Genomic DNA, 10,555 nt, shown 5'->3' on the forward strand with positions numbered 1-10,555 from the left:
TTATAAACACCATTTCATAGTTGGCACAGTGATTGCTTTATTGGCTCTAGATAATGATTTTTTGGAGCAAAATTATGGATCGCGCACTGTTTTTAGCCATGAGTGGCGCAAAGCAAAATATGCAAGCTTTGCAGCTACGTGCCAACAACCTCGCTAACGTAAGTACAACAGGCTTTCGTGCTGACCTAGCACAAGCTCGTTCAATGCAAGCGTACGGTGAAGGTATGCCAACACGTGTCTTCAGCATGACAGAGCGTCCTGGTCATAATTTTGAACAAGGCAGCGTTGTGACGACCGGCCGTGATTTAGACGTAACCATTCAAGGTGATGGCTGGATTTCAGTGATGGATAATTCAGGTCGTGAAGGTCTAACCCGTAACGGTAATCTCAAGATCGACCAAAACGGTCTACTGACTAACGGCAGTGGTCATCTCATTCTTGGTGAAAACGACGCACCTATTACCCTACCAATCCCATTAAGCAAAGTAGAAATTGGTACAGACGGTACGATTTCGGTGATTCCTCAAGGCGCTCCAGCTGAAGAACTTGCCGTTGTCGATCGCATTAAAATGGTTCGCCCAGATAATCAAACCCTATTTAAAGATACGAATGGTCTTTTCCGTTCGAAAAACCCAGATCAGGCATACGAAGCTGATGCAGCCGTTACGCTGCTGACTGGTGCCATCGAAGGCAGTAACGTGAATGCCGTCGGTGAGATGACAAGCTTGATTGACCTACAGCGTCAATTTGAAATGCAAGTCAAGATGATGAGCACAGCAGAAGAAATGGACAAGTCGTCTGATTCACTGCTTCGTATGAGCTAATAGAATTTAAAGGAAATTACTATGCATCCAGCATTATGGGTAAGTAAAACTGGTTTAGACGCCCAACAAACCAATATCTCAACAATTTCGAACAACCTTGCCAACGCATCAACGGTTGGCTTCAAAAAGAGCCGTGCCGTATTTGAAGATTTGTTCTATCAAAATATCAATCAACCGGGTGGTCAGTCGTCTCAAAACACTGAACTGCCAAGTGGTTTGATGTTGGGTGCGGGTTCTAAAGTGGTAGCAACGCAAAAAGTGCACACTCACGGTAACGCGCAAACGACAACCAACAGCCTAGATATGATGATCGAAGGTGATGGTTTCTTCCAAGTTGAAATGCCAGATGGTGAGACAGGTTACAGCCGTAATGGTCAGTTTACATTGAATGGTGACGGCGCAATCGTAACTTCAGGCCAGGGTTACCCGCTACAACCAGAAATCGTTATTCCTGAAGATGCAATTTCGATTACTGTCGGTAACGATGGTGAAGTTTCAGTACGTATTCGTGGTGAGCAGAACAACGTTGTCGTTGGTCAGATTACGATCACTGACTTTGTAAACCCTGGTGGTCTTGAGCCAGTTGGTCAAAACCTTTACCTACCAACGGGCGCAAGTGGTGACCCACAAGAGGGTGTACCGGGTTTTGACGGCCTAGGTAACATTCGTCAATCAATGTTGGAAACCTCTAACGTAAACGTAACCGAAGAGCTGGTAAACATGATTGAAGCTCAGCGTGTATACGAAATGAACTCAAAAGTTATCTCGTCAGTAGACAAGATGATGAGCTTTGTTAACCAACAACTTTAATCGTTAGATTAAGTAACGTGTAATTGTCCCTACTGCTGACTAAGAGAGTATCACCATGAAACGTATTTTTTGTTTAGCCCTGTTAGCTTCGATGACCGGCTGTACCATGTTGGATCCTATCGAAACGCCAGAACAAGAAAACGCCACGACCGTGGTCGATGCGGTAGAGGGTGATAAGTCGAGTGATGAGAGCTCTGGTATCGTGGACACACTACGTGGTCGTACCGACCCCGTCGCGGGCGATCCTGCTTGGGCCCCAATTCACCCTAAGCAAAAGCCAGAACACTACGCAGCAGCGACCGGTTCACTTTTTAACGTGAACCACATTGGCAGCATGTATGATGACTCTAAGCCACGCGGTATCGGCGATATCATCACAGTGGCACTTGATGAGAACACGCGTGCGACCAAAAAAGCTAACGCAGACCTGTCTAAGTCGAATGACTCTTCAATGGAGCCATTGTCTGTGGGCGGGCAAGAGCTGACCATCGATAAATACAACTTCTCTTACGATCTAAGCAATACCAATACCTTTGCTGGTGATGCATCGGCTAACCAAAGTAACAGCATTAGTGGTTACATCACGGTAGAAGTGATTGAGGTGTTGGCTAACGGTAACCTAGTGGTGCGTGGTGAGAAATGGATGACGCTGAATACTGGTGATGAATACATACGCCTAAGCGGCACTATCCGCCCGGACGATATTGGCTTTGATAATACCATCGCTTCGAACCGTGTTTCCAATGCTCGAATTCAATATTCTGGTACTGGCGTACAACAAGATATGCAAGAGCCTGGATTCTTGGCACGATTTTTTAATGTAGCTCTATAGCAATAATCACAGTGCCGATTGTTTGACCATTAACAAGCGGCATTGGATTTAGAAGAAACTTAATATAAATCAGAGCAATAGAGACAGGTTACTCCCATGAAAAAGCTAGCACTTGTACTTTTCGGCATGTTATTTCTTGCCACCACTGCTCATGCCGCTCGTATCAAAGACGTGGCAAAAGTTGCAGGTGTTCGTAGTAACCAGTTGGTTGGCTATGGTTTGGTAACGGGTTTGCCGGGTACTGGCGAAACAACACCTTTTACAGATCAAACATTTAACGCGATGCTGCAAAACTTTGGCATCCAATTGCCACCCGGCACTAAGCCAAAAACGAAAAATGTGGCAGCGGTAATCGTTACTGCAGAGCTTCCTGCTTTCTCTAAGCAAGGTCAAACCGTTGACGTTACTGTTTCTTCTATCGGCTCAGCAAAAAGCCTACGTGGCGGTACGCTACTGCAAACTTTCCTGAAAGGTCTTGATGGGCAAGTGTATGCCGTCGCACAAGGTAACCTAGTCGTGAGCGGTTTCAGTGCTCAAGGTAACGATGGTTCTAAGATTGTCGGTAACAACCCGAACGTCGGTATCATTTCAAGTGGTGCGACAGTTGAACAAGAAATCCCAACTCCTTTTGGTCGTGGCGACTACATTACCTTTAACCTAATTGAATCTGATTTCACCACTGCACAGCGCATGGCTGATGCGGTAAACAATTTCCTTGGGCCACAGATGGCATCCGCTGTAGACGCGACTTCAGTGCGAGTTCGTGCACCGCGTGAGATTAGCCAACGTGTTGCTTTCCTATCTGCGATTGAAAATGTTGAGTTTGACCCTGCAGAAGGCTCAGCAAAGATCATTGTTAACTCCCGTACAGGTACCATTGTTGTTGGTAAGCACGTACGCCTACGCTCTGCAGCTGTGACTCACGGTGGTATGACGGTAGCAATTAAAGAAAATTTAAACGTTAGTCAGCCAAATGGATTCTCTGGCGGACAAACCGTTGTTGTTCCAGACTCAGACATCGAAGTCACGGAAGGTGACGGTAAGATGTTTAAGTTTGAACCTGGCCTGACTCTGGACGACCTTGTAAGAGCGGTCAACGAAGTGGGTGCGGCTCCTTCTGACTTAATGGCAATCCTTCAAGCACTAAAACAAGCGGGTGCGATTGAAGGCCAATTGATCATTATCTAAGGAGTGGGTCATGATTAAAAACAACAACGACATCGGTTTTATTCACGACATTGGCAGTCTTGATCGACTTCGTCAACAAGCGGTCAATGGTGAAGAGGGCAGTGAGCAAGAAGCACTTAAAGCAGCAGCAAAACAGTTTGAATCTATTTTTACCTCTATGCTGTTTAAGTCAATGCGTGATGCAAACTCTAGCTTCAAGTCAGACATGCTCAACAGTCAGAATGAACAATTTTATCGTCAGATGCTTGATGATCAGATGTCGAGTGAGTTAAGTGCATCGGGTTCGCTAGGTTTGGCGGATATGATTGTCGCTCAGCTTAGTGCAGGTCAAGGCACAGACCAACAGGAATCGAAAGTGCGCCAAGAAGGGTTTGACCCAGCGCTCGAGCGTCCCAAGTACTCTAAGAAAGTTGATAGAACAGAACGTCCGGAGAGTGTGGCAAACGTAGCGGCACAACCTGTTTCGTTCGACTCACCAGAATCCTTCGTTGCTTCAATGAGTCCGTATGCTGAAAAAGCAGCGCGTGCTCTGGGTGTCGACTCTTCACTGCTTCTTGCTCAAGCCGCTCTAGAAACAGGTTGGGGCTCTAAGATGGTGAAAAACTCTTTGGGAAACAGTAATAACCTATTCAACATCAAGGCTGACCGTAGTTGGAAAGGTGATAAGGTAGCGACTCAAACTCTAGAGTTCCACGGAAAAACAGCGGTCAAAGAGCAAGCTTCATTCCGTTCATACGCTAACTTTGAAGAGAGCTTTAACGACTATGTGAAATTCCTAAACGAGAATCCACGTTACCAAACAGCGCTTCAACATCAAGGCAGCTCAGAAAACTTTATCAAAGGCATTCATAGCGCAGGATACGCAACTGACCCTAACTACGCCGACAAAGTATTGAGAGTTAAAGCTAAGATCGACCAGATGAACTAGATTCACAAAGAGCTCGCCAATTGGTGGGCTCTTCTTTTATGCGTTTCTCTTTTCCTATCTATTACTCCCCATTTTATCATCCGATTTTCTTCTTTTAGCTCTTGATAATTAGCTTGGCACGTAAATTGCTTTTTAGATGTAAGGTTAATCAGTTTTTGCTGATTTTATTAGGTTTTTTGGGGGCATTATGGCGTCAGATCTGTTGAATGTAGGTACACAAAGTGTGCTTACTGCTCAAAGACAGTTAAACACCACAGGTCATAACATTTCTAACGCGAATACAGAGGGTTATAGCCGACAATCTGTAATTCAAGGTGTTAATGATCCTCGCCAATACGGTGGCCAAACCTATGGCATGGGCGTGCATGTGGAAAATGTTCGCCGCTCTTGGGATCAGTTTGCCGTTAATGAGTTAAACCTGTCGACAACTAATGCCGCTAATAAGAATGACACCCAAAGTAACATCGACATGCTCTCGGGTATGTTGTCGTCTACAGCTTCTAAAAAAATTCCAGAGAACATGAACGAGTGGTTCGACTCGATCAAAACCCTGTCTGATACACCGAATGATATCGGTGCTCGTAAAGTAGTACTCGAGAAGGCGGGGATCATTTCTCAGACCCTTAATGAATTCCATGAAACGATTCGTCAACAGTCAGATGTTGCCAACAAAAAATTGGACATGGGTATCGAGCGTGTTAACCAACTCGCGATCGAGATTCGTGATGTTCAGCGTCTGATGATGCGTACTCCAGGTCCACATAATGACCTGCGCGACCAGCATGAAAAGCTGATCAATGAGTTGTCTGGATACACCAAAGTAACGGTTACACCACGCTCGAATGCTGAGGGCTTCAACGTTCATATTGGTAACGGTCATACCTTAGTTTCCGGTAGTGAGGCGAGCCAGTTGAAGTTGGTTGATGGTTTGCCTGATGCCCACCAACGACGCTTGGCGATTGTTGAAGGCAAGGCGATAAAGCCGATCACCAGCGCGGATATCGACGGCAAAATTGGTTCGATGTTGGATATGCGTGACGAACACATTCCAGAGGTGATGGACGAGTTAGGCCGCATGGCTACAGCGCTCTCTTATCATGTCAATGAACTTCAAAGCCAAGGTCTAGACCTTAACGGTAACGTTGGCCGCAATTTATTTACTGATGTGAACTCAGAGCTGGTGGCGAAATCGCGCGTAGTGACGAGCGGCAATTCGCAAGCCGATGTGGCGGTGTTCATTGATAACACCAATGCGCTTAAAGGCGGAGAGTACGGATTAAAGTACGACGGCAGTGACTATGTGGTCACTAAGCCGAGCGGTGAAACCGTTAAAGTTACCACTGACTCGAGTGGCAGTGCTTTCTACCTAGATGGTATGCGTGTTGAGATCCGCAATCCACCTGAATTAGGTGAAAAGGTTCTACTGCGACCAACGCGCAGTTTTGCCGCCCAGATGCAAATCGAAAGCAATGATCCTAAAGATATTGCGGCACAGAGCTATGAAGCCTCGACAACCTTTGCCCAAGGTGATGCGGAATTTAAGATCCTTGCCGCAGGACAGCTGCGTGAATTTGAGGTGATTGTCTCGCCACGTGGTGAACAATTTGCGGTGACGGACACCAAAGGCAATGTGTTGATGCAGCCACAGCCGTATCCACCATCTGGTCCAGTGACCGTAATGGGGACGACTTTTGAACTGACACCTGGTGCCATCGCCAACGATAAGTTTACCGCTAACCTTGTTCCCTCAGAAGGTGATAACGGCAACCTGCGGAAAATGCAGGACATTCAGACCAACAAGTCGTTGGATGAAGGTGAGTCGACTCTGCTTGATACCTATCACAACCTGAATACCAATACAGGTTTGAAGGCGTCGACTGCGAATCGTCTTAGTGAGATTGCGACGTTAGAAAAGCAGTCAGCACAAGAACGAATTGCTTCTATATCTGGGGTGAATCTCGATGAAGAAGCGGCAAACATGATGAAGTTTCAGCAAGCCTACATGGCATCGTCGCGCATTATGCAGGCGGCAAATGAAACCTTCGATACCATCTTAGCCCTAAGGTAATAGGAGGAAACCATGTTAACTCGTATCTCCAGTTTCCATAATTACCAGTCGGTTCAGAATGATCTGCGTCGCCAAGAGAACAAGGTGCATCATAACCAAGCGCAATTAGCGTCGGGTAAAAAATTGCAGTCGCCTAGTGATGATCCACTAGCGACTCACTACTTACAGAATATTGGGCAGCAGTCTGAACAGCTTAAGCAGTATGTAGATGCTATTACTTTGGTGAGAAACCGCTTGGAGCACCACGAAGTGCTGATCTCTAACTCTGAAGGCTTTGCTGATGAAGCGAAACGTACAGTGATGGAGATGATCAACGGTGCGTTGTCTCCAGAAGATCGCTTGGCAAAACAGCGTGAGCTGCAAGAGATTGCCAATAACTTCCTATACATGGCGAACTCGCAAGATGAGTCGGGTAACTACACCTTTGCTGGAACTAAGCTGAAGAATCAGCCTTTCTTTCGTGACAATGAAGGGAACGTGATTTACGGCGGTGATGATTATCAACGCAAGATGCGCGTGGCCAGTAGTTTTGAAATGCCAATGAACGATCCGGGCAGCAAGCTGTTCATGGAGATCGACAATCCATTTGGTGACTACAAACCTACGTATGAGCTGCAGTCAGCATCTGAACTGCTTCTAGAGCGTGCGACAAATAGTGAGTTTCAGGATCCTGCGACCTACAAAGTCACTTTTGTTGATATGCAGAACGGTAAGTACGCCTATCAACTAGAGAAAGATGGCAGTGTTGTCGCGGCAAAAGATTTTGATCCAACCGAAGGGATTAAATACGAAGGCCTACACATTGAGTTGCGCGGTCAAATCACTAAGGGTGATTCGATTGTGCTAGAGCCAAGAGAGAGCTTTTCGATATTTGATACCTTTCGTGATGCTGCAGCATTAGCAGAGTCGTCAGTTTCTGACTCATCTGCGACTGCGCAGCTGCATCAGGCAACAGAAGAGTTTCACGCTGCTTTTATCCATTTAACTAAGGCTCGCACAGATGTTGGTGCGCGTTTGAACACTCTGGATATTCAAGAGCAGCAACATGAGGACTTCAAGTTGTCACTGGCGAAAGCCAAAAGTAACTTTGAAGATTTGGACTATTCAAAGGCGATCATTGAGTTCAATGAGAACTCTCGTGCACTTCAGGCTTCTCAACAAGCCTTTGGTAAAACGAAAGATTTAACCCTATTTAATTACATCTAACTTCAGTCGTATGAATTGAGCCCTGCTTTATGCCTTATGTGCAATGCCGTAAGTGCGAGAGGGTTCTAAAAGTTGCCGCTTTCTTACTCGTTTTGAAATGTAAGCAATGTAAGCGGCAAAAAGCGGCAACACACAGGTTAGAGGGATTACATAACAATAATCTATAGGTTGAGTAGGTGAACAGGTTGTTTTTAAGTGATTGTTTTTGAATGAGATAAATTTATTTTTCGTCAATTTAAAAATTGGCACACAACTTGTATCTATGTAAGTCATAAATGATTTATACAGGTCTTAAACCCTAACTTAGGGTTTAGCAAGTAATATACGGTCAGTGCTTATCCATATGAGAGTAAAGCTGGCCGCTTCGCAGAAAGCTTGCGAACTCATAAGGAGAGCAAAATGGCAGTTAATGTAAGTACTAACGTTTCCGCAATGACAGCGCAGCGTTATTTGAATAAAGCGTCTAATGACCTCGCAACTTCAATGGAGCGTTTGTCATCAGGCCATAAGATCAACAGCGCAAAAGATGATGCGGCAGGTCTGCAGATCTCTAACCGTCTAACGGCACAGTCGCGCGGTCTTGATGTGGCAATGCGAAATGCTAATGACGGTATCTCAATTGCTCAAACGGCTGAAGGTGCAATGAATGAGTCTACTAACGTTCTACAACGTATGCGTGACTTGGCAATCCAATCTTCAAACGGTACTAACACGGCTGCTGAACGTACAGCACTGAATGAAGAGTCTATGGCTCTTCAAGATGAGCTTAACCGTATTGCTGAAACCACTTCATTTGGTGGTCGTCGACTACTGAACGGTTCGTTCGGTGAGGCCTCTTTCCAGATCGGTTCTAACTCTGGTGAAGCGATGATCATGGCGTTGACCAGCATCCGTGCTGATGACTTCCGCATGGGTGGTACGACGTTTGATTCAGAGAACGGCAAAGACAAGAACTGGGAAGTACCAGCAGATGCTCGTGACCTGAAGCTTGAATTCGTGACCAAGTCTGGTGAAGAAGTGAAGCTTGAGCTGATGACCAAATCAGGTGATGACATCGAAGAGCTAGCGACGTACATCAATGGTCAGTCTGACTTGATCAACGCATCGGTAACCGATGACGGTCGTCTACAAGTGTTTGTTGCTGAACCGGATCTACAACAAGGTTCTATGTCTATCTCTGGTGGTTTGGCTTCTGAATTAGGCCTTAAGAGTGAAGGTCGTCAAACGACGGTACAAGACATCGACCTAATGACGGTTGCAGGCTCACAGAATGCAATCAGCATCATCGATTCAGCTCTGACTTACGTTGATTCACAGCGTTCTGATCTGGGTGCGAAGCAAAACCGTCTAAGCCACAGTATTAACAACTTGGCGAACGTACAAGAAAACGTAGATGCGTCTAACAGTCGCATCAAAGATACCGATTTTGCGAAAGAGACAACGCAAATGACGAAATCTCAAATTCTGCAACAAGCAGGTACTTCAATACTTGCTCAAGCAAAACAGTTGCCTAACTCTGCAATGTCACTATTGCAATAGTTATTGGTTGACCTTGCTGTTCGTGTCCAGACGTGGGCCATACAGCAAGGAAAACTGGCAAGCATACTTACTATTGAGTGTTTAGCTCTCTCATCTCTCACCTGCTTTACATTTTTACGGTAAGGATGCAACGGTAAGTCAGAATGTGTTCATTTCTCGATGATCTCCACACAGGCTCTGGCCACCACCTAGCCCCAGTTCTCTCAAAGGAAAAGGGGCTTTTTCCTTTCTAGCGTTCCTGTTTTTCCCCATTTAGCTTTTCCGGTTTTTAACATACTCCACTCATTTTCTTTCTGAATCCTGACCCTGCCAAAATTTTCTCTGGTTAAAAATTGCACGTTCATTAAACGTCTCTTTTCTTAAATTTGCCCAAAATCCACCGTTGAAGTGCCCAATAGTTGAACTCTTCTAATTTTCAAACGTGAACTTTAGATCTTTGTAGAATAAAAAAACTTGTTTATCTGTTTGTTTTTATTGAATTTATTAAATTATTTGGTTTTTTTTGAAGTTTTTTCTAAAGCTATACAAATTCGCGCCGTTATTAAAAGTAACTTTGAGAGAACTACTTGGTTTTCCGAGACGTCGGAAACCGCAACACCGGAAAATCAATTGGAGAAATCACCATGGCAGTGAATGTAAATACCAACGTTTCAGCGATGACTGCGCAACGTTACCTAAACAACGCAAACAGCGCTCAACAGACTTCTATGGAGCGTCTAGCTTCTGGCTCTAAAATCAACAGTGCAAAAGATGACGCTGCGGGCCTACAAATCTCTAACCGTTTGAATGTACAAAGCCGTGGTCTAGACGTAGCAGTACGTAACGCGAACGACGGTATCTCGATTGCACAAACTGCTGAAGGTGCAATGAACGAGACAACAAACATCCTGCAACGTATGCGTGACCTTTCTCTACAATCTGCAAACGGTTCAAACTCTAAGTCTGAGCGTGTAGCGATTCAAGAAGAAGTAACAGCACTGAACGACGAACTTAACCGTATCGCAGAAACTACCTCTTTTGGTGGTAACAAGCTTCTGAACGGCACACACGGCACTAAGTCTTTCCAAATCGGTGCAGATAACGGTGAAGCTGTAATGCTTGAGCTGAAAGACATGCGTTCAGACAACGCTCAAATGGGTGGTAAGAGTTACCAAACTGAG

The 10,555-nt window shown here is 45.3% G+C and carries 8 protein-coding genes and 1 pseudogene; all 9 read left to right on the forward strand.

The features are described 5' to 3' along the window. The first annotated feature begins 74 nt into the window (after window positions 1-74). Window positions 75-824: a flagellar basal body rod protein FlgF gene (locus VFDL14_RS16410; protein WP_032550126.1), complete on the forward strand. Its 750-nt coding sequence runs from the start codon at window positions 75-77 to the stop codon at window positions 822-824. Between the two features lie 21 nt (window positions 825-845). Next, a complete protein-coding gene (gene flgG, locus VFDL14_RS16405) occupies window positions 846-1,634 on the forward strand; it encodes a flagellar basal-body rod protein FlgG (RefSeq protein ID WP_032550127.1) in 789 nt (262 codons plus the stop codon). Window positions 1,635-1,689: 55 nt separating this feature from the next. After that, a complete protein-coding gene (flgH, locus tag VFDL14_RS16400; protein ID WP_032550128.1) occupies window positions 1,690-2,466 on the forward strand; it encodes a flagellar basal body L-ring protein FlgH in 777 nt (258 codons plus the stop codon). 96 nt (window positions 2,467-2,562) lie between these two features. Further along, window positions 2,563-3,654, forward strand: coding sequence for a flagellar basal body P-ring protein FlgI (locus VFDL14_RS16395; RefSeq protein ID WP_032550129.1), 1,092 nt, complete (start codon window positions 2,563-2,565; stop codon window positions 3,652-3,654). Between the two features lie 10 nt (window positions 3,655-3,664). Then, entirely contained in the window at window positions 3,665-4,582 is a 918-nt protein-coding gene (gene flgJ, locus VFDL14_RS16390) for a flagellar assembly peptidoglycan hydrolase FlgJ (protein WP_032550130.1), read from the forward strand. Window positions 4,583-4,769: 187 nt separating this feature from the next. Further along, window positions 4,770-6,650, forward strand: coding sequence for a flagellar hook-associated protein FlgK (gene flgK / locus VFDL14_RS16385; RefSeq protein WP_032550131.1), 1,881 nt, complete (start codon window positions 4,770-4,772; stop codon window positions 6,648-6,650). Between the two features lie 12 nt (window positions 6,651-6,662). Beyond that, window positions 6,663-7,856 (forward strand): flagellar hook-associated protein FlgL, encoded by a 1,194-nt coding sequence (flgL, locus tag VFDL14_RS16380; protein ID WP_032550132.1) that lies wholly within the window; start codon window positions 6,663-6,665, stop codon window positions 7,854-7,856. A gap of 399 nt (window positions 7,857-8,255) precedes the next feature. Further along, the gene (locus tag VFDL14_RS16375; RefSeq protein ID WP_032550133.1) at window positions 8,256-9,395 is read left to right on the forward strand and encodes a flagellin; all 1,140 of its coding nucleotides are present in this window, start codon (window positions 8,256-8,258) and stop codon (window positions 9,393-9,395) included. 623 nt (window positions 9,396-10,018) lie between these two features. Beyond that, window positions 10,019-10,555, forward strand: a pseudogene (locus tag VFDL14_RS16370) (flagellin B); the annotation flags it as partial.

It is taken from the genome of Vibrio fortis (assembly GCF_000695685.1).
In the GTDB taxonomy this organism is placed as follows: Bacteria; Pseudomonadota; Gammaproteobacteria; order Enterobacterales; family Vibrionaceae; genus Vibrio; species Vibrio fortis_A.